The organism is Roseateles sp. GW821-FHT09H11, from assembly GCF_059415845.1.
Map to the genome: position 1 here is coordinate 290838 of NZ_JBWKOA010000002.1, position 19366 is coordinate 310203.

At 66.2% G+C, this 19366-nt stretch carries 14 protein-coding genes and 1 tRNA gene; 10 read left to right on the top strand and 5 right to left on the bottom strand.

Annotated features, from left to right (window positions below):
- Positions 1-4 precede the first annotated feature (4 nt).
- Positions 5-1072, top strand: coding sequence for a hypothetical protein (locus AC07PR_RS08365; protein WP_377153473.1), 1068 nt, complete (start codon positions 5-7; stop codon positions 1070-1072).
- A gap of 90 nt (positions 1073-1162) precedes the next feature.
- Positions 1163-2248 carry a MauE/DoxX family redox-associated membrane protein gene (locus AC07PR_RS08370; protein ID WP_495135003.1) on the top strand — a complete coding sequence of 362 codons (1086 nt, stop codon included), beginning with the start codon at positions 1163-1165 and terminating at the stop codon, positions 2246-2248.
- Positions 2249-2354: 106 nt separating this feature from the next.
- On the opposite strand, the gene AC07PR_RS08375 is transcribed toward AC07PR_RS08370, so the two are convergent.
- Positions 2355-2981, bottom strand: a complete 627-nt coding sequence (locus AC07PR_RS08375; RefSeq protein ID WP_377153477.1) for a LysE family translocator — start codon at positions 2979-2981, stop codon at positions 2355-2357.
- A 103-nt stretch (positions 2982-3084) separates the two neighbouring features.
- On the opposite strand from AC07PR_RS08375, the gene AC07PR_RS08380 reads away from it, so the two are divergent.
- The 4 genes from AC07PR_RS08380 to AC07PR_RS08395 all read left to right on the top strand — a co-directional run bounded on the left by AC07PR_RS08380 (position 3085) and on the right by AC07PR_RS08395 (position 8762).
- Positions 3085-4056 (top strand): RHS repeat domain-containing protein, encoded by a 972-nt coding sequence (locus tag AC07PR_RS08380; RefSeq protein ID WP_495135004.1) that lies wholly within the window; start codon positions 3085-3087, stop codon positions 4054-4056.
- Positions 4053-4499, top strand: a complete 447-nt coding sequence (locus AC07PR_RS08385; RefSeq protein WP_495135005.1) for a hypothetical protein — start codon at positions 4053-4055, stop codon at positions 4497-4499. Before AC07PR_RS08380 ends, AC07PR_RS08385 begins: the two co-directional genes overlap by 4 nt.
- 103 nt (positions 4500-4602) lie before the next feature.
- Positions 4603-6360, top strand: a complete 1758-nt coding sequence (locus AC07PR_RS08390) for a hypothetical protein (protein WP_495135006.1) — start codon at positions 4603-4605, stop codon at positions 6358-6360.
- On the top strand, positions 6357-8762 hold the full coding sequence (locus AC07PR_RS08395) for an Ig-like domain repeat protein (RefSeq protein ID WP_495135007.1): 2406 nt from the start codon (positions 6357-6359) through the stop codon (positions 8760-8762). The genes AC07PR_RS08390 and AC07PR_RS08395 overlap by 4 nt, the downstream gene beginning before the upstream one ends.
- A 99-nt stretch (positions 8763-8861) precedes the next feature.
- Here the strand turns inward: AC07PR_RS08395 and AC07PR_RS08400 are convergent.
- The 3 genes from AC07PR_RS08400 to AC07PR_RS08410 all read right to left on the bottom strand — a co-directional run bounded on the left by AC07PR_RS08400 (position 8862) and on the right by AC07PR_RS08410 (position 10483).
- Positions 8862-8952, bottom strand: a tRNA-Ser gene (locus AC07PR_RS08400).
- 123 nt (positions 8953-9075) lie between these two features.
- Positions 9076-10002 carry an SPFH domain-containing protein gene (locus AC07PR_RS08405; protein WP_067274606.1) on the bottom strand — a complete coding sequence of 309 codons (927 nt, stop codon included), beginning with the start codon at positions 10000-10002 and terminating at the stop codon, positions 9076-9078.
- 49 nt (positions 10003-10051) lie between these two features.
- Entirely contained in the window at positions 10052-10483 is a 432-nt protein-coding gene (locus AC07PR_RS08410) for an NfeD family protein (RefSeq protein WP_377153479.1), read from the bottom strand.
- Between the two features lie 300 nt (positions 10484-10783).
- Here AC07PR_RS08410 and AC07PR_RS08415 point away from each other — a divergent pair, with 300 nt between their 5' ends.
- A complete protein-coding gene (locus AC07PR_RS08415) occupies positions 10784-13063 on the top strand; it encodes an Orn/Lys/Arg family decarboxylase (RefSeq protein WP_377153481.1) in 2280 nt (759 codons plus the stop codon).
- A gap of 50 nt (positions 13064-13113) precedes the next feature.
- Here the strand turns inward: AC07PR_RS08415 and fabI are convergent, their stop codons facing one another.
- On the bottom strand, positions 13114-13896 hold the full coding sequence (fabI, locus tag AC07PR_RS08420) for an enoyl-ACP reductase FabI (protein ID WP_377153483.1): 783 nt from the start codon (positions 13894-13896) through the stop codon (positions 13114-13116).
- Positions 13897-14024: 128 nt separating this feature from the next.
- On the opposite strand from fabI, the gene rimP reads away from it, so the two are divergent.
- The 3 genes from rimP to infB all read left to right on the top strand — a co-directional run bounded on the left by rimP (position 14025) and on the right by infB (position 19308).
- Complete coding sequence (gene rimP / locus AC07PR_RS08425) at positions 14025-14789, top strand: ribosome maturation factor RimP (protein WP_483107056.1); 765 nt, start codon at positions 14025-14027, stop codon at positions 14787-14789.
- Positions 14786-16264 carry a transcription termination factor NusA gene (gene nusA, locus AC07PR_RS08430; RefSeq protein ID WP_377153487.1) on the top strand — a complete coding sequence of 493 codons (1479 nt, stop codon included), beginning with the start codon at positions 14786-14788 and terminating at the stop codon, positions 16262-16264. Before rimP ends, nusA begins: the two co-directional genes overlap by 4 nt.
- 80 nt (positions 16265-16344) lie before the next feature.
- Positions 16345-19308 (top strand): translation initiation factor IF-2, encoded by a 2964-nt coding sequence (gene infB / locus AC07PR_RS08435; protein ID WP_377153489.1) that lies wholly within the window; start codon positions 16345-16347, stop codon positions 19306-19308.
- Positions 19309-19366: the final 58 nt, after the last annotated feature.

The window sequence follows — 19366 nt, forward strand, 5'->3', positions numbered from 1 at the left end:
ATCCATGACAGAACGCACCTTCGGTTTCGGGCAACGCGTCGCCGCGCTCTTGCGGCGCGGCATGGGCGGTTTCTCCGCCAGCGACTCGCCCGCCTTGCGCTCGGATGACGCCATCGATCTCCAGGGACACCTGGCCGACAACGCCTTCGACAACTTCACCCGCTCGCTGGGCAGCCAGGGCTCGCGCCGCGACGTGCTGAAGGTGTCGGTGCTGGGGATGTTCTCGACGCTGGCTGGGGGTCTGCTGCCGCGACCGGCTCAGGCGGCGGCGGACTGCCTGTGCGGTCGCCAGCTCTACGACCCGGCGCTGCAGTGCTGCCTGCCCAGCGGCGCCATCGCCAACAAGCATCCGGTGGCGGATCTCGCGGCCTGCCCCAACCGGGTCGCGCATCCCGGCTACAGCTGCACGCCCAACGGCTGCGGCGCGGCGGGCGGCACGCAGTTCCCGTCGCAATACGGCGCGGCGAGCTTCCTGGGCTGCTGCAACGGCCACGATTGCTGCTACGGCGAGTGCAACCAGGCCAAGGCCGGTTGCGACAACACCTTCTACAGCTGCATGACGGGCTCCTGCGATGCGGCCTACCCGGTCAACCTGGTGCAGGTCGGACCGATCACGGTGGACAGCAACAAGATCAAGCGCGGCGCCTGCAAGGCGGCTGCGGGAGCCTATTACCAGGCGGTCAACAACGCGGGCGGCGATGCCTTCACCGCCGCGCAGCAGGCCGGTTGCGATTGCTGCGGCACGCAGCCTTGCCCGACCTGCCCCGGCGGCACCTGCGGCGCGTTGCCGAGTTGCCAGGACCCGGGCTGCGTCTGCTTCCAGACCATCGAGGGCCGCGGCTTCTGCCACCTGCCGCAGTCGTGCGCGGGATTGCCGACCTGCTCGTCGTCCGCCGGTTGCCCGTCGGGATGGGCCTGCGTGAGCGTGACCTGCTGCGGATCGACGCCGATCTGCATCCGGCCTTGCTTCGTCGTGGGATCGAGTCTGGCGAGCCGCTCGGCATCGGTGCCCAGCTTCGGCATGACGACGGCGGGTCCGGCATCCGGCTCGGAAGAAATGCGGGCGAAATAACGCAGCGCGCTGTCATGTCGCCCGGCCTCTCGGCCGGGCGCAACCATTGGTGGCGACACCGGACAAACGGAACGGGAAGGGAGACGTATCGTGGACATCCTGATCGTGTTGGGGGGTTGGTTCCTGGCGGGCGTGTTCGCGCTCGCGGCGTGGTCCAAGCTCTCGGAGCCGGACGCGACCGCGCAGGCGCTGCGCAGCTTCGGCGCGCCCGCGGCGCTGGCGCGCTCGGGCGCCTGGCTGCTGCCGCTGCTGGAATTCGCGGTCGCGCTGCTGGTGGTGCTGCCGTGGGCGCCGGCCCTGGGCATCGCATCGGCCGCCGGCCTGCTGGCCGTCTTCGCCGCGGCGATGGCGGTGCAGCTGGCGCAGGGCAACAAGCCCTCGTGCAACTGCTTCGGACAGACGCGCTCGCAGCCGATCTCGTGGGCCAGCGTGGTCCGTAACGGCCTGCTGGTGGCGTTGGCGGCCTGGTTGCTGTCCAGCGCGCTGGCGGGCGAGGGCGCGGCATCGTTGACCGGCACGCTGGTCTCCGGCGGACGGGGTCAGGTCTTGCTCTCGACGGTGCTGGTGCTGGCGGTGGGATTGCTGGGTTGGCTGGTGCTGCATCTGGCGCGCCAGCAGGGTCGACTGCTGCTGAAGATCGACCACCTGGAGCTGCGGCTGCAGTCGCTGGGCATCGAACCCGCGGGCGGCGTGCCCAGCCTGGAGACGCTGGTGTCCAACCAGGTGCTGCATGTCGGTCAGGCGGCGCCGGCCTTCGCCGCGCCAACGGTGGCGGGGAACACGCGCACGCTGGCGGACTACGTCGCGCAGTCGGGGTCGCAGCTGCTGGTCTTCGTCGGACCGCAGTGCGCGCCGTGCCACGAGGTCATGAAGGAGATGGCGTCCTGGCGCCGTCAGGACGGCGAGCCCGTGCACTGGCTGACCATCAGCAGCGGCAGCGCGGAGTCGAACCGCACGATCTTCAACAACCTCGCGCCGGATCGCGTGGTGCTGCAGTCGGGTCAGGACATCAACCAGCTCTTCGGCGTGATCGCCACGCCGAGCGCGCTGTGGGTGGGCGCCGACGGACGCATTCTGAGCACGGTGGCGGTGGGGCGCGACGCGATCCGCGCTTTGTACGACGCGCCGGTGCTGGCGCAGGGGGACGGGCACGCGCTGCCGTTGGCCTCGGCATGAAGGGCCAGCCCCGGCTCAGGCTGGGGCAGGCCGCTGGACGTCAGCAGCTTCACGTGCGGCGCCAGGCTGCCTGGTGTCGCTTTCCCCGTTGGGTCTGCAGGCGCGCTCAGCGCGCCACGATGAGCCGCAGGCCCAACGCGACGAACACGGCGCCGGCGACGCGATCCAGCCACAGCCCCGCGCGCGGCTTGCGCTGCAGCCATTGGCCGATCGCGCCGGCGAAGTAGCCGAGCAGGCCGAACAGCACCGCCGCCTGCAGCGTGAAGGTCAGGCCGAGCAAGGCCGTCTGCGCCGCCACGTGGCCCTGCGCCGGCACGACGAACTGCGGCAGGAAGGACAGGAAGAACAGCACGACCTTCGGGTTGATCGCGTTGGCGAAGACGCCCTTGAAGAACAGGCGCGAGAGCGAGTCCTCCACCTGCGACGCATCGCCGACCGTCGCGCCGCCGCGGCTGCGCAGCGCCTTGATGCCGAGCCAGATCAGGTACAGCCCGCCGCAGACCTTCAGCGCGGTGAAGGCCACCGGCGACGCCGCGATCAATGCGCTGACGCCGATCGCCGCCAGCACCGTGTGGCTCAGGCAACCCAGCGCACAGCCCAGGCCGAAGGCCATGCCGTGTCGGCGGCCCTTCGACACGCCCATGCCGAGCACCATCAGGTTGTCGGGGCCGGGCGATGCGGTGATCAACGTGGCGGCGAGCAGGAAACCGAAGAATTGTTCGAAGGTCAGCATCGAAGGAATCATAGGCTTCGATTTCGTGCAGAATACGCTCGCTCCGCGAGGAGTTCGTGACTCAAACCTTCCCCACGAGAAGATGTCACGACAAGGGAGGAAAATGAAAGATGACAAGTCGGTCCGCGAGACCGCGGCGAGGACGCGCGCGCGCTCAATGGTGCGCCCGGTGGTGCTGTTGGCCTGTGCGCTGATCGGCGCCACGGGGGCGGCTGCCCAGACGGTTTATTACCACGCTGACATGGCGGGCTCACCCATTGCAGCCACCGGAGAATCCGGTGAGCTGCTGTGGAAGGAAAGCTATCGACCCTACGGCGAGCGCGTCCTGAAACCCGCCTCGGCCAACACGCAGTGGTTCCACGGCAAACCGGTGGATGCTGCCACCGGCATGCAGGATTTCGGGTCGAGAAACTATGACCCTGTCGTGGGGCGCTTCCTGTCGATCGATCCGGTCGACGTGTCGCCGGGCAAGCTCCATTCGTTCAATCGTTATGCCTACGGCAACAACAACCCGCTGAAGTACGTCGATCCGGACGGCAATGACGCGGTGCTGGTGTTCAACAAGGACGGCTCGCTGAACATCACGCTGCCCATCAAGTTTTCGGGTCCCGGGGCGACGCCCGCCAACATCGCGGCGATGAAGCAAAACATCGAAAGCAACTGGACGGGCAACTACACGGTCGACGGCAAATCCATGGACGTGAAGCTCAACGTGACGGATACCGCCGTCAACGGGAAGCTGAACGAGATTACATTGACGGACGGCCCGACTTCACTGGCCGGCGGCACGTCCTTCGTTCGGGAGGCGCGAACCGGCGAATGGAACGTGCAGGCGGCTGGCATGAAGCTCAACGAGGCCGCCCATGAAGCGGGGCACCTGATGGGCGCCAAGGACCGTTATGTCGAAGCGAAGGATGCGAACGGCAACCGCATCACGCCGCCCATGGACGGATTCCGGGGCAACCTGATGGCGGAGAGTTCGGGCAAGCCCGATGGGCGTAACGTCGAAGAGATCGTCAAGACCCAGGCAGAGAAGGTGTCCTGGTTCGCACGTCTGTTTGGAGGTGGACCATGAGGTGGTGGATTGCATCGGCCATCGCGGCCTTGCCGCTGCAGGCGAGCGCCCAGACCGACAAGGACTGGTTGAAGCCTCCGCCGGCGACGGCCGCGGCGCACACGGAGATCGCCCGGGATAGATTCTTCGAAGTGACCGCCTCACGTCTTTCTTCGGCGGAGTACGCGTTGAGGCAGTCGGTCAGCCAGCCGATGAACGCCGCGGATCTTCAGTATTTCGGCAGGCCGGGCTTTCAATGTCCGGCCCCGGCCAAGGCCCACCTGATCCGCGCCGCTTACATCAATGGCGGCACGGGTGACTTCGTGCTGTATTGGCAAGGCAAGGACCTCGTGGTCGGACATGGTGCGCTCGGCCCCGCCGGACGTCCCCTGCGATCGGCATTGATCGCCTGTCTCGACCAGCCCCCCGCCGGCATCTATGCCAGCGTGTCGACCGCTCAATAGCAGCTATCCCTTCTTCATCATGATTCATGACTTGACCTGCCGCCGACCGGCTCGGCGGAGCGGCTTCCTGCCTGGCCGATCGGCCGTCGCGCTTCGGGCTGCCGTGCTTGCGCTTGCCGCCGTCTGGCTGTCGCCTGCGTTCGCCCAGTCCGACGACAAGCAGAACGATCCCCGCCCGAAGGGCCTGGATGCCATCTCCGGGTCGGAGGTGGTTACGGTGGACCCCCGCAACGGCAATCTCACCGTCCGTCACCGCGATCTGGTGATCGCCGGCGACGCCGGCCCCGATATCGTTGTCTGGCGTACCTACAACATGCAGGGCATGTCCGCCGGTCTGCAATCGACCTACATGAAGTCGTTCCGCTGGACCGCGCTGGGTCCGGGCTGGACACTCGGCGTCGCGCCGATGCTCTCGATGGCCAATGGCTACGGCGAGGACCCGACGAAACTGGGTCCCTATCCCAGCTATGCCTCCGTGCGGACGGATACGCCGCTCCATCGGCTGTGTCGCGGCGAGACTTTCTCGGTGTTCCAGCCCGATATCCGGATGGACCTGCCCGACGGCAGTCAGCAGACCTTCTTCTCGATCGGCGGCAGGCAGGCGCTCACCAAGGCGCACTGGAAGCTGGACTGCACGGATAACCGGATCTCCGTCACCTCGCCCGACGGCACCGTCTACGACTTCGGCGATTTGGCGACCGACCTCTACGTCGGCAAGCAGTTCTACGGCATTCCCGTCATCTCACCGCCGCAGGTGCCGCCGCCGCCGATGGCGTCGGCTACCTACATGGTGGCCAGGACGGCGATCGATCTGCAGGGCAACCGGCTGTCGTTCCAGTATCAGATGCGTGGTACGCCGATGACGCCGTGGCCCTTCACTTATTACGGCAAGCTGCCCGCGGCGGTCGCCGTGCCGGATCCGTCGGCGGACTATGACTCGCCATCGCTGCTGTTGACCGGCGTGTCCGCCAGCGACGGCCGGAGCGTGAGCTTCGAATACGACCCCGCGACGGGGCGTCTCTCCGTCATGCGGGACGGCACGGGGCGGATATGGCAGTACGCCTACACGACGCCCGACGACGAAAACTCGCGGGTGCTGTCTTCCGCGCGGTTGCCGACCGGCGCGACATGGACCTACCGCTACGGACCCGGCCGCTACCAGTCCGCCGCCGGTCAACCCGTGTCGCCGCAGACGCCAGAGGTCATGGCCGCACGGAAGATGGTGGGGTTGACCCTGCCGACCGGCGGCAGCATGCAGTTCGACTACGGCTACTACCTGCGCGCCCAGTCGATCTACAACTCGACGCCGATGCGATCCGCGTCGGAGCAGGTGGTGCGCCGGACGCTGTCGACCGGTGAATCGTGGAGCTACGAATACACGCGGGGCGGACCCGGCCAGTACGACACCACGCGAGTCACCGGACCCGACGGCGTCAACACGCTGCAGTTCATGGGAGCGGGCTATTCGATTGCGACGATCCGGACCCATCCCCCCTATCAGAACAACGCCTGGCAGGTCGGTCAGCTGATGACGAAGACGGATCCCGACGGCAACGTCGAGACCTATGCCTGGCAACCCCGGGAGCTCTACAACACCTACTTCGCCATCTACGAGCTGGGCATCGTGAATGATGAACGACTCTGGACGCCCGATCTGCGGCAACGGACCATCGTGCGCGACGGCGCGAGCTACACGACGCGCTATTCGGACTACGACGCCTATGGCAATCCCGGCACGATCGTGGAGACCGATCCGAAGGGACGGGTGAGGACCACCTCCATCACCTACGTCAATGACGCGGGGCGCTGGCTGCTCGGCCTGCCGAAGACCAAGTCCATCTCCATCTCGACGCAGGAATGACCGCGATGCGCCACACGACAAGCATTGAACGGGCGCGCGGCGTCCTCCGTCCGAACCGCCTGGCGCTGGCAGCGGCGGCGGCGATCGCGCTGGGCGCGACATCGGCGCGGGCCGACACCAGCACGACGACCTTGGAGTACCACCCGGGAACGGCGCTCGTGTCGAGCCAGACCAGGGACGGCATCATCACCCGCTTCACCTACTACCCCAACGGGCGCCTGGAAACCTCTACCGACGCGCGCGGCGTCGTCACCCGGTTCGCCGATTACCGGCGCGGCGTGGCTCGGCGCGAAGTCCAGGCGGAAGGGCGACCGGAGGAGCGTGTCCTCACGCGGGAGATCGACGACCGAGGTTGTCTGGTCGCCGAGACGGACGGTGAAGGCAATCGCACGTCCTATGGCGTGGACGAGCAATGCCGCATCACCACCATCGCCCCGGCCAGGTCCGGATCCACTGTCACTACCGCGGTCTATGCCCTGGTCAACGGCGTCACGCCGGAGACGCACACCGTGCAGCGTGGGGATTACGTGGAAACGCGTCGGTACGACGGCTTCGGCCGCCTGACCGACAAGGTGACCGGGCCGATCAGGAAGGTGTGGCGGTACGACGGGCTGGGGCGCGTGTCGTTCGAGTCGCTCGTGCTTGGTGTGGGCGAGACCGCCATCGACGGGGATACGTTTGTCTATGACGGTGCGGGACGCCTCAAGAGCACGGTGCATGCCGACGGCAGCAGGATCGCCTACCAATACCAAGTCGGCGAGGGCGGCGAAGTCCGGACCCGCATCACCGACGAGCGCGGCCTTGCGACGGTCCGGGCCTTCCGTGCGTTCGGAGAGCCGGACAAGCAGGAGCTGATGGCGGTCTATCCAGCCGAATCCTCGATGAACATGCTCCTGTCGAGGAACGTGCGCGGCCAGGTGACGCAGGTGAATCAGGGCGGATTCACGCGGCTCTACGGCTACGACGGGCACTTCCATCTCACGGGTGCGACGCATCCGGAGACCGGCCTCACGCAATTCGGCAGAGACCCGGTGGGGAACATGATCTCCGTGCAGATCGGCGGTAGTGGGGTCACTGTCTTCGACGTGGACGGTCTGGGGCAGGTGTCCGCGATCCGCTATCCGGATGCGAGCCGGAACGTGACGCAGACCTGGTACCGGAACGGCAAGCGCAAGACGGCGAGCAACGGCGCCAGCGTGCTGACCTGGCGCTACGACGCCAACCTCAATCTCGTGAACGAGACGATGAGCGCCGGAGGTCACGATTTCAGCCTGGACTACCAGTACGACGGCAACGACCGCGCCATGGCGATGCTCTATCCGAAGAGCGGAAGCGTGCTGGCGCTGGCGCCCGATGTGCTGGGCCGTCCGTCGCGCATCGGTGATTTCGCTGCGCGGATCGCGTACCACCCGAGCGGCCTGGTGCGGTCGCTGACCTACGGCAACGGCGTGGTCTCGGAGACGTCCCCGGACACGCGGCGGCGGCCGTCCACCTATCGGGTCACGGGCGCGGGCGGCGGGCGCTACATCGACATGACGCTGCAGTACGACGGCGCCAACAATCAGACGTCGGTGACGGACGCCGCCGGTCCGGAGAACAACCGCAGCTACGGTTATGACGGCACCGAGCGCCTGACCAGTGTCACGGCCAACGGTGTGTCGTATCCGATCGCCTATGACGGCGCGGGCAATCTCAGGCAGCAGACCTTCGGCGGGGTGCTCGACTATGCCTATGATCCGGCAACCAACCGCCTGACTGGGGTCGCGGGCAAGAAGGCCGCCAGCTATTCCTATGACGCGCGGGGCAATGTGTCGTCCGACGGTCAGTTGAACTTCCAGTACGACGACGCCTCGCGGCTGGTCTGCGCGAAGTGCGATGGCGCGGATCGCATCGACTATGCCTATGACGCGCTGGGGCGCCGCCTGAGCCGCACGAGTGCAGGACAGACGATGTACTTCGTGACCAATGGGCGTGGCGACGTGGTTCTGGAGTTCAATCCTCAGACGAACGAACGCAGGGAGCACGTCTACGTGAAAGCCGGCACGAAGCTGGCGACCCGGGCGGGGTCGGCTTACTACGCGACCCGCATGACCCTGGGCAGTTCCAATGCCGCCATCGAGCCCGGCGGAACCGTCACGCTCACCGCCCGGTTGACTGGCGGCCCGCGGGTGGATGGGAGCGTGAACTTCTACGACAACGGCACGCTGATTGGTTCGGGAACGCTGGTCAACGGCGTGGCGACGTTGACGACTGCGGCGCTGCCCTTTGGCTTCCACAACTTCACGGCCGCCTACGGGGGGGATGGCGCCAATCTCGCCAGCAATGCCTCGGCGATATCGGTCCAGTCGGGGGCGGCGGCGGCGTGGCTCGCCAGTCTGCTGAGCGTTCTGCTTGAAGATTGACCCGCACGCCCAGCCCCGGTTCCGAGGCCGGGATGCCGATGACCTCTTCCTGCAAATGAAAAAAGCCCTCGACTGAAAGGTCGAGGGCTTTTTCATGTCTGGCGGAGAGAGAGGGATTCGAACCCTCGGTAGGCTATTAACCTACACACGCTTTCCAGGCGTGCGACTTAAACCGCTCATCCATCTCTCCGAAGCCCGCCATCATAGCGCAGATTTTTGGCCCTGAATCAAACTTGCGGGGGTGAGTTGCCGAGCAACTTCCGGCGCAGCTTGCAGAGCCTTCGCGCTCAGGGCGGAGGAGGGGCTCGAGTCCTCAGCGGCCCGGCTGGATCACCTTGTCGCTCTTGATCAGCGCCATCGCGGTGCCGATCAGGCCCGAGACCTCGCTCATGTTGGCCGGCACGATCATCGTGTTGTTCTTCTGGGCCAGTTGCGAGAAGGCCTCGACCGCCTTCTCCGCGACCTTCAGTTGCACCGCGTCGCTGCCGCCCGGCTGCTGGATCGCCGCGGCGACCTTGCGGATCGCCTCGGCGCTCGCCTCCGCCACCGACAGGATGGCGGCGGCCTCGCCCTGCGCCTTGTTGATCTCGGCCTGCTTCTCGCCCTCGGAACGCGCGATCGCCGCCTCGCGCTCGCCGGTGGCGATGTTGATCTGCTCCTGGCGGCGGCCTTCCGAGGCCGCGATCAGCGCGCGCTTCTCGCGCTCCGCGGTGATCTGCGCCTGCATCGAGCGCAGGATCTCCGCCGGCGGCGTCAGGTCCTTGATCTCGTAGCGCAGCACCTTCACGCCCCAGTTCAGCGCGGCCTCGTCGAGCGCCTGCACGACGGAGCTGTTGATCACGTCGCGTTCCTCGAAGGTCCGGTCCAGTTCCATGCGGCCGATCACCGAGCGCAGCGTCGTCTGCGCCAGCTGCGTGATCGCGATGATGTAGTTGCTCGAGCCGTAGCTGGCCCGCATCGCGTCGGTGACCTGGAAGTACAGGATGCCGTCCACCGTCAGCTGGGTGTTGTCCCGCGTGATGCAGACCTGGCTGGGCACGTCCAGCGGGATCTCCTTGAGCGAGTGCTTGTAGGCCAGCCGGTCCACGAAAGGCACCAGGATGTTCAGGCCGGGCGTCAGCGTGCCGTGGTACTTGCCCAGGCGTTCCACGACCCAGGCGTTCTGCTGCGGGACCACCTTCACCGACTGGATGACGAAGACGATGGCGACGATCAAGATGACCAGGGCGATGATTTCCATGAGCGGGGTTCTCTCTCGGGAAGGGAATTGAAACGGAGGGGGCGGCGGATCAGCCGGCTTCGACGAGCAGGCAACTGCCCTCGACCGCGCGGATGACATGGCGCCCGATGGCCGGGGTGCCGGTGCCGACGAAGCGGGCCTGCCAGGCGGCGCCGCGATACCGGACCTCGGCGGTACCGTCGGCGCGCCAGTGCGCAACCTCCAGGCTCTGGCCGATGTCGAGGTTCACGTTGGGGTTCTCTGCAGCCGGCAGTCTTGGATGGCGACGCAGGCGCAGATGCCACCAGGTCACCGCGCCGCCGCCGATCAGCGCGGCGAGGACCAGCTGCGCCGAGAACGGCCCGCCGACATGGGCGGTCAATGCCGCCGCGGCGGCGCCCAGCGCCAGCATCAAGAGATAGAACGTCGTGCCGGTCGCGAGCTCCGCCGCCACCAGTACGCCGCAGATCACCCACCACCAGGTGGCGAGACTCCAGTCCATCGATTCCTCCTAGCTGATTGCCGGGCGATCCGTGATTCGCCCGGTCCTTCGAGTCGGGTCAGTGTACGCCCGGGGCCGGTGCTTGCCAGGGCGCTCCAAAGGGGGCTTGCCTCCTGCTTTTCCGGGCCATCAACCAGTGGGCGAGGGGTGATCGACGGCCCGTTGGCGGGTGGTCGGCGGGTGGCCGGCGGCATGGCCGTTCTGTTTCTGCGACAACCCCCGATCAACACTTGCGTGACACGGCTGTAGCCCTACACTTCGCGCCTTTCTTGTTTGACCTGCCCCGATCCGGAGGCCTCCATGACGCCGCGTTTCCGCTTTCCCATCGTCATCATCGACGAGGACTATCGCTCCGAGAACACCTCGGGTTTGGGCATCCGCGCGCTCGCGGAGGCCATCCAGAAGGAGGGCTTCGAAGTCCTGGGCGTCACGAGCTACGGCGACCTGAGCCAGTTCGCGCAGCAGCAGAGCCGTGCCAGCGCCTTCATCCTGTCGATCGACGACGAGGAGTTCTCCGGCAACGGCGACGGCGCGGAACTCGACCCGGCCGTCCTGAACCTGCGCAAGTTCATCCAGGAGATCCGCTTCAAGAATGCGGACATCCCCATCTACGTGTACGGCGAGACGCGGACCTCGCAGCATCTGCCCAACGACGTGCTGCGTGAACTGCACGGCTTCATCCACATGTTCGAGGACACGCCGGAATTCGTGGCGCGTCACATCATCCGTGAATCGAGGAGCTACCTCGACGGTCTGGCGCCGCCGTTCTTCAAGGCGCTGATGGCCTACGCGCAGGATGGGTCGTACTCGTGGCACTGCCCGGGGCACTCCGGCGGCGTGGCCTTCCTGAAGAGCCCGGTCGGACAGATGTTCCACCAATTCTTCGGCGAGAACATGCTGCGCGCCGACGTGTGCAATGCCGTCGAGGAACTCGGCCAGCTGCTGGACCACACCGGTCCGGTCGCCGAGAGCGAGAAGAACGCCGCCCGCATCTTCAATGCGGACCACTGCTTCTTCGTCACCAACGGCACGTCGACGTCCAACAAGATGGTCTGGCACCACACGGTGGCGCCGGGCGACATCGTGGTCGTGGACCGCAACTGCCACAAGTCCATCCTGCACAGCATCATCATGACCGGCGCGGTGCCGGTCTTCATGACGCCCACGCGCAACCACTACGGCATCATCGGCCCGATCCCGGAGAGCGAGTTCTCGCCCGAGACCATCCGCAAGAAGATCGCCAAGAATCCGCTGCTCAAGGGCGTGGACGCGAAGAAGGCCAAGCCGCGGATCATGACGCTGACGCAGAGCACCTACGACGGCGTGCTCTACAACACCGAGACCATCAAGTCGAAGCTGGACGGCTGGATCGACACGCTGCACTTCGACGAGGCGTGGCTGCCGCACGCGGCGTTCCACAACTTCTACGGCTCGTACCACGCGATGGGCAAGCACCGTCCGCGTCCGAAGACCGCGATGGTCTACGCCACGCAGTCGACGCACAAGCTGCTGGCGGGCATCTCGCAGGCCTCGCAGGTGCTGGTGCAGGACTCGCAGAACGTGAAGCTGGACAAGCACCTGTTCAACGAGGCGTACCTGATGCACACCTCGACCAGCCCGCAGTACTCGATCATCGCCAGCTGCGACGTCGCGGCCGCGATGATGGAGCCCCCGGGCGGCACGGCCCTGGTGGAGGAATCCATCAGCGAGGCGCTGGACTTCCGCCGCGCGATGCGCAAGGTCGAGAAGGACTACGGCAAGGACTGGTGGTTCAAGGTCTGGGGGCCGGACAAGCTCGCCAACGACGGCATCGGCAAGGCGGCCGACTGGATGCTCAAGGCCAACGAGAAGTGGCACGGCTTCGGGCCGATCGAGGCCGGCTTCAACATGCTGGATCCGATCAAGTCCACGGTCATCACGCCGGGGCTGGACATGAGCGGCAAGTTCGCCAAGACCGGCATCCCGGCCAGCATCGTCACCAAGTTCCTGGCCGAGCACGGCGTGGTGGTGGAGAAGACGGGGCTGTACTCGTTCTTCATCATGTTCACCATCGGCATCACCAAGGGCCGCTGGAACACGCTGCTGACCGCGCTGCAGCAGTTCAAGGACGACTACGACCGCAACGCGCCGATCTGGCGCATCCTGCCGGACTTCGTGGCGGCGTTCCCGCGCTATGAGCGCATGGGCCTGCGCGATTTGAGCCAGAGCGTGCACGAGGCCTATGCGTCGGGCGACATCGCGCGCCTGACGACCGAGGTCTACCTGTCCGAGCTGGAGCCGGCGATGAAGCCGTCGGATGCGTATGCGCACATCGCGCATCGCAAGACGGAGCGCGTCGAGATCGACAAGCTGGAAGGCCGCGTCACCACCGCATTGCTGACGCCGTATCCCCCGGGCATCCCGCTGCTGATCCCGGGCGAGCGCTTCAACAAGCGGATCGTGGACTACCTGAAGTTCACCAGAGACTTCAACGCCAAGTTCCCGGGCTTCGCCACCGACGTCCACGGACTGGTGGCGGAAAAGGGAGAGGACGGCGTGACGCGCTACTACGTGGACTGCGTGATCGACACCAAGAAGTAATCCCAAAAGAAACAGGCCCCTCGGGGCCTGTTTTCATAGGGTTGGGAGATTCACTCCGTGCCGGCCATCGCCCCGTGGCTGAACCCGCCGTCCACGTAGACGATCTCCGAGCTGATTCCGCCCGCCAGGTCCGACAGCAGGAAGGCGGCCGTGTTGCCGACGTCCTCGATCGTGACGTTGCGCTTGATGGCGGCGCTGTCGGCGAACTGCTTGAGCAGCTTGCCGAAGTCCTTGATGCCCGAGGCGGCCAGCGTCTTGATCGGACCGGCGGAGATGCCGTTCACGCGGATGCCCTTGCCGCCCAGGCCGTAGGCCAGGTAGCGCACGCTGGCTTCCAGCGAGGCCTTGGCCAGGCCCATCGTGTTGTAGTTGGGAACGAAGCGGTCCGCCCCCAGATAGGACAGCGTCAGCAGTGCCGAGCCCGCGCGCAGGCGCGGCTGGGCGGCCTTGGCCATCGCCGGGAAGCTGTACGCCGAAATGTCGTGCGCGATGCGGAAGTTCTCGCGCGTCATGCCGTCCAGGAATTCACCGGCGATCGCCTCGCGCGGCGCGAATCCGATCGAATGGACGAAACCGTCGAATTCCGGCCAGTGCTGGCCGAGGTCCGCGAACAGGCGATCGATCTGGGCGTCGTCGCTCACGTCGCAGTCGAACACCAGTTTGGAGTCGAATTCGGCGGCGAATTCGGTGATGCGATCCTTGAAGCGCTCGCCCTGGTAGCTGAAGGCCAGTTCAGCGCCCTCGCGGTGGCAGGCCTTGGCGATGCCGTAGGCGATCGAACGGTTGGACAGCACGCCCGTGATCAGCAGTCGCTTGCCGGCGAGAAATCCCATGTCTGCTCCTGGTATTCATAGATTCAAGGAAGGCAGGGATTCTCGCACGTCATGCCGTGAAGGATGACGCAGCCTTGTCGGCACGCTGTTTGCATAGTACACTTCTAGCTTCGCTGAAAAAGTGAACGGTGGGCGGATTCATCCAGCCCATTTTTTTTGGCTGTACCTACGTGCCTGTCACAGGGCAAATACTTTCGTCGATGAATTTGAGCTGGCAAGCCGTTGTTGAAAAAACCGTGACCGGACTCGGTTACGAGGTGGTGGGCTGCGAACGCAGCGCCGGGGGCTTGCTGCGCGTGTACATCGACAAGGCGCTCGTGAACGGTCAGGAGCCGGAGCAGCCGGTCAACGTCGAGGACTGCGAGCGCGTCACGCGCCAGTTGCGCTACGTGATGGAAGTCGAGGAAGTCGACTACACGCGCCTGGAAGTGTCGACCCCCGGCCTGGACCGTCCGCTGAACAATGCCGGCGACTACGCCCGGTTCCGCGGTCACGAAGTGGAAATCACATTGCGCGAGGCTTTCCAGGGTCGCAAGAAGTACCGGGGTGTCCTGGTCGCGGCCGAAGGCGTGGCGCAGGACGACTGGAACGCGCTGGCGCAGAACACCGCCTGGCGCGTGATCTTCATGGACGGCAAGACCGAGCAGGTGCTGGACTTCGCGCTGGACGAAGTGCGCTCGGCCAAGCTGGTGCCGGAGATCGTTTTCAAGGGTCGCCCGCCGAAGCCGGCGGGCGGCGCTGCCGCGGATGACGCGGCGAAAAAGAACACGGGCTTGGCGCCCGGATCGGAATCTGCTGACGGAGCGGCTGCGAAGCCCAAGGCGTCGAAGAAGAAGAGCAATGCCAAGTCCCGGCAGACGGATGACAAGGTTGACGGAGGTCTCGATCAATGAACCGCGAACTGTTGATGCTGGTGGACGCCATCTCGCGCGAGAAGAGCGTGGAGCGCGATGTGGTGTTCGGCGCCGTTGAGGCGGCACTGGCTTCGGCCACCAAGAAGTTGTATGGCGGCGAGGTCGACATCCGCGTGGCCATCGATCGCGACACCGGCGAGTATGAGACCTTCCGCCGTTGGCACGTCGTGCCCAACGAGGCCGGTCTGCAGAACCCCGATTCCGAGATCCTGCTGTTCGAAGCGCAGGAGCAGATCGCCGACATCGAAGTCGACGACCACATCGAGGAAGGCGTCGAGTCCGTGCCGATCGGCCGCATCGGTGCCCAGGCCGCCAAGCAGGTCATCCTGCAGAAGATCCGCGACGCCGAACGCGAGCAGCTGCTGAACGACTTCATGTCGCGCGGCGAGCGCATCTTCGTCGGCACGGTCAAGCGCCTGGACAAGGGCGACATCATTGCCGAGTCCGGCCGCGTCGAGGGCCGCCTCAAGCGCAACGAGATGATCCCGAAGGAAAACCTGCGCACCGGCGACCGCGTCCGCGCGGTGATCCTGGGCATCGACCCGACGCAGCGCGGTCCGCAGATCATGCTGTCGCGCTCCTCCGGCGAGTTCATGAAGGAACTCTTCGCGCAGGAAGTGCCGGAGATCGAGCAGGGCCTGCTCGAGATCAAGAACGCCGCCCGCGATGCTGGCAGCCGCGCCAAGATCGCCGTCGTCTCGTACGACAAGCGCGTCGACCCGATCGGTACCTGCGTCGGCGTGCGCGGTTCTCGCGTCAACGGCGTGACCAACGAGCTGGCCGGCGAACGCGTGGACATCGTGCTGTGGTCGGAGGATCCGGCGCAGTTCGTGATCGGCGCGCTGGCGCCGGCGAACGTGCAGTCGATCGTCGTGGACGAGGAGCGCCACGCGATGGACGTCGTCGTCGACGAGGAGAACCTCGCGATCGCGATCGGTCGCGGCGGCCAGAACGTGCGTCTGGCCTCGGAGCTGACCGGCTGGAAGATCAACATCATGACCGCCGAGGAATCCGCGGCCAAGCAGGCCGAGGAATCCGACGGGGTGCGCAAGCTGTTCGTCGAGAAGCTGGACGTGGATGAGGAAGTCGCCGACATCCTGATCGCCGAAGGGTTCGCCTCGCTGGAAGAAGTCGCCTACGTCCCGATGCAGGAGATGCTCGAGATCGAGTCCTTCGACGAAGAGACCGTCAACGAGCTGCGCACCCGCGCCAAGGACGCCCTGCTGACGATGGAAATCGCCCGCGAGGAAAAGGTCGAGGAGGTCTCCCAGGACCTGCGCGACCTGGACGGCGTGACCCCCGAGCTGATCGCCAAGCTGGCGGCCGGCGACATCCATACCCGTGACGACCTGGCAGACCTGGCCGTTGACGAATTGGTCGAGATTTCGTCCCTGGACGAGGCAGCGGCACGCGCTTTGATCATGAAGGCGCGCGAGCACTGGTTCAACGCATAACGCCCGAGCAGACACGCTCTGAAGCGACTTCAAGCGAAACCAGACCGCTCCGCCCCACACAAGATTTAAGGATTTCAACAATGGCCGTGACCACCGTCGCCCAGCTGGCCGCAGAGCTCAACAGGCCTGCGACCACGTTGCTGGAGCAGCTCCAAGCTGCGGGCGTCAAGAAGGCGTCCGCCGAGGACACCTTGAACGAAAGCGACAAGGAACGTCTGCTGGATCACCTGCGCACTGCGCACGGGACCGCCGGCGGCGCCGAGCGCAAGAAGATCACGCTGACCCGCAAGTCGACCAGCGAGATCAAGCAGGCCGATGCCTCGGGCAAGGCTCGCACGATCCAGGTCGAGGTGCGCAAGAAGCGCGTCTTCGTCAAGCGCGAGGACGGTGTCGATGACGCCACCGCCGCCGCCGCCGAGGAAGCCGAGCTGAAGCGCCGCGAGGAAGAAGTGCAGGCGCAGGCCGAGGCGCTTCGCCAGCAGGAAGAGGAACTCGCCCGCAAGGTGCGTGAGCGCGAGGACGCCGAGCGCGCCGCGCGCGAAGCCGAAGAGAAGCGTCGCGAGGAAGAGCGCGCCGCGCGCGAAGCGGCTGAACAGGCCGCCGCCGAAGCCGCGGCCAAGGCCGCCGCCGACGCCGAAGCGCGCAAGATCGCCGACGCCGCCAAGTCCAAGGCCGAGAAGGCCGCCGACAAGGCGGCCGAGAAGGCCGCGGCTGCTGCCGCGCCCGCACCGGCGCCGGCTCCCGTGGCCGCTGCTCCGGCACCGGCTCCGGTCGAACCCGCGAAGCCCGTGCTGCGCGTGGTGAAGGCCGCCGACGTCGCCGCCGACGAGAAGGCGCGCCAGGTCGAGCTGGAGCGCCGCCGCAAGGCCGCCGAAGCCGAGGCTGCCGCCATCCGCGCGATGATGAATGCACCCAAGAAGGTGCTGGTCGCGAAGAAGGAAGAGCCCAAGCCCGAAGCCACGCCGGCTGCCGGCATCAAGGGCACGATCCACAAGAAGCCGGGTGGTGCTCCTGGCGCCGCCGGCACGACCGCCGCCGCAGGCGCGAAGCCCGGCGACAAGAAGTCGGTCAAGTCCGAGAAGCTGTCGTCCAGCTGGGCCGATGACGCCAAGAAGCGTGGCGTCGCCGGCAAGCCGGGTGGCGGCCGCACCGATGGTCCGGCCCGTCCTGGCGGCGGCACGGGTTGGCGCGCGCCGGGCCGTGGCGGTCCGTCGGGCCGCCGTGGCGGTCGCGACGATCGCGGCGCCTCGCAGTCCAATTTCCAGGCGCCGAACGAGCCGGTGACCCAGGAAGTCCACGTCCCCGAAACCATCTCGGTCGCCGATCTGGCGCACAAGATGTCGGTGAAGGCCTCCGAGGTCATCAAGCAGCTGATGAAGCTGGGTCAGATGGTCACCATCAACCAGCAGCTGGACCAAGAGACGGCCATGATCCTGGTCGAGGAAATGGGCCACAAGGCCTTCGCGGCCAAGCTGGACGATCCGGACGCGTTCCTCGAGGAAGAGGGCGCCGCCGCCGAAGGCCAGCACGAGCTGCTGCCCCGTGCGCCGGTCGTCACCGTCATGGGTCACGTCGACCACGGCAAGACCTCGCTGCTGGACAGCATCCGCCGCGCCCGCGTGGCGGCGGGCGAAGCCGGCGGCATCACGCAGCACATCGGCGCTTATCACGTCGACACGCCGCGCGGCATGATCACCTTCCTCGACACCCCGGGTCACGAGGCCTTCACGGCCATGCGCGCCCGCGGTGCACAGGCGACGGACATCGTCATCCTGGTCGTGGCCGCCGATGACGGCGTGATGCCGCAGACCAAGGAAGCCATCCACCACGCGAAGGCGGCCGGTGTGCCGATCGTGGTCGCGATGAACAAGATCGACAAGCCCGATGCCAACGCCGAGCGCGTGAAGAGCGAGCTGGTGGCCGAGCAGGTCGTGCCGGAAGAGTTCGGCGGCGAGTCGCCGTTCGTCCCGGTGTCGGCCAAGACCGGCCAGGGCATCGACGATCTGCTGGAGCAGGTGCTGCTGCAGGCCGAAGTGCTGGAACTGAAGGCCGCGAAGGATTCGATGGCCAAGGGTCTGGTCATCGAAGCCAAGCTGGACAAGGGCCGCGGCCCGGTCGCGACGGTGCTGGTGCAGTCGGGCACGCTCAAGCGTGGCGACGTGGTGCTGGCCGGTTCGACCTACGGTCGCGTCCGCGCCATGCTGGACGAGGACGGCAAGGCTGCCGCCGAAGCCGGTCCGTCGATCCCGGTCGAGATCCAGGGTCTGACGGAAGTCCCGCGCGCCGGTGACGAGTTCATGGTGCTGGGCGACGAACGCCGCGCCCGTGAAATCGCGACGTTCCGCGCCGGCAAGTACCGCGACGTCAAGCTGGCCCGCCAGCAGGCCGCCAAGCTGGAGAACATGTTCGCCGACATGACGGCCGGCGACGTGCAGACGCTGCCGCTGATCATCAAGGCCGACGTGCAGGGTTCGCAGGAAGCGCTGGCCTCCTCGCTGCTCAAGCTGTCGACCGACGAGGTCAAGGTGCAGATCGTGCACGCCGCGGTGGGTGCCATCAGCGAGTCCGACATCAACCTGGCGATCGCCTCCAAGGCCGTCGTGATCGGCTTCAACGTGCGTGCCGATGCCGGCGCGCGCAAGGTGGCCGAGCACAACGACGTCGACCTGCGCTACTACAACATCATCTACGACGCCGTGGATGAGGTGAAGGCGGCGATGGCTGGCATGCTGGCGCCGGAGCAGCGCGAGGAGATCATCGGTACCGCCGAGATCCGCACCGTGTTCGTGGCGACCAAGATCGGCACCATCGCCGGTTCGATGATCACCAGCGGTCACGTGACGCGCAACGCGCGCTTCCGCCTGCTGCGCGACAACGTCGTGGTCTACACCGGCGAGATCGAGTCGCTCAAGCGCCTGAAGGACGATGTCAAGGAAGTCCGCGAAGGCTTCGAGTGCGGTATCAAGCTGAAGAACTACAGCGATATCAAGGAAGGCGACCAGCTGGAAGTCTTCGAAATCAAGGAAGTGGCGCGCACGCTGTAAACCAGCCTGCCGCAGCTTCATGCCCGGCGGTTCGCACCGCCGGGCTTTGTTGTTTGAG